This window comes from Paraburkholderia sp. SG-MS1 (genome assembly GCF_012275575.1).
Lineage (GTDB): Bacteria > Pseudomonadota > Gammaproteobacteria > Burkholderiales > Burkholderiaceae > Paraburkholderia.
Window position 1 is genome coordinate 1 of the sequence record NZ_NPIH01000068.1, and the last position, 1,141, is coordinate 1,141.

Consider the following 1,141-nt stretch of genomic DNA (forward strand, 5'->3'; position numbering starts at 1 on the left):
CAGGTCGAGCATTTCGCGCAGCATCAGGCATGACACGTACAGCAGCGCCGGCGCGGTCGCGTAGGCGGGCACCACGCCCGCCAGCGGCGCGAAAAAGAGCGCGAGCAGGAACAGCACGGCGACCGTGATCGCGGTGACGCCGGTGCGCCCGCCCGCCTGCACACCTGACGCGCTTTCGATGTACGCAGTGGTCGACGAGGTGCCGAGCATCGAGCCGGCCAGAATCGCGGTGCTGTCGGCGAGCAGCGCGCGGTTCAGGCGGTGCATCTTGCCTTCGACCAGCAGCCCCGCGCGATTGGCCACCCCCATCAACGTGCCGGTCGCATCGAACAGTTCGACGAGGAAGAACACCAGCACCACGTTCAGCACGCCGGTGGACAACGCGCCGCGGATGTCGAGCTGAAACAGCGTCGGCGTGATCGACGGCGGCGCGGAGACGATGCCGTGGAACTGGTTGCCGCCGAAGAAAAAGCTCAGTACCGTCACGCCGACGATGCCGATCAGGATCGCACCGCGCACCCGCAGGTAGTCGAGCGTGACGATCGCAAAGAAGCCGATCATCGCGAGAATCACGTGCGGTTCATGCAGATTGCCGAGCGTCACCAGCGTGGCCGGGCTGCCGACCACCACGCCGGCTTCCTTCAGCGAAATGATCGCGAGGAAGAGGCCGATACCGCCGGTGATCGCGATGCGTATCGAATGCGGGATGCCTTTGACGATCACTTCACGCACGCGAAACAGCGTGACGATCAGAAACAGGCAGCCGGAGATGAACACCGCGCCGAGCGCGGCCTGCCAGGTAAAGCCCATGCCCTTGACGACCGTGTACGCGAAGTACGCGTTCAGCCCCATGCCGGGCGCGAGCGCGATCGGGTAGTTCGCATACAGACCCATGATCAGCGAGGCCAGCGCGGCCACGAGGCAGGTCGCGACGAACACCGCGTCCTTCGGCATGCCGGCGTCGCCGAGAATCGCCGGATTGACGAAGATGATGTAAGCCATCGTCAGGAAGGTGGTGACCCCGGCGAGCACTTCGGTGCGCAGGTTGGTGCCGGCGGCGTCGAAGCCGAAGTAGCGTTTTATCGAGTCCATGAGGCGGGTCTCTCGTCGTTCAGAAAGCGTTTCTTGTGGTGGAGGCGGG

General features: G+C 64.8%; 1 protein-coding gene. It reads right to left on the minus strand.

Features of this window, described 5'->3' with window-relative positions; translation table 11 throughout:
• On the minus strand, window positions 1–1,092 hold a 1,092-nt coding region (locus CIC12_RS04885), incomplete at its 3' end, for an NCS2 family permease (protein WP_168662682.1).
• Between the last annotated feature and the right edge of the window lie 49 nt (window positions 1,093–1,141).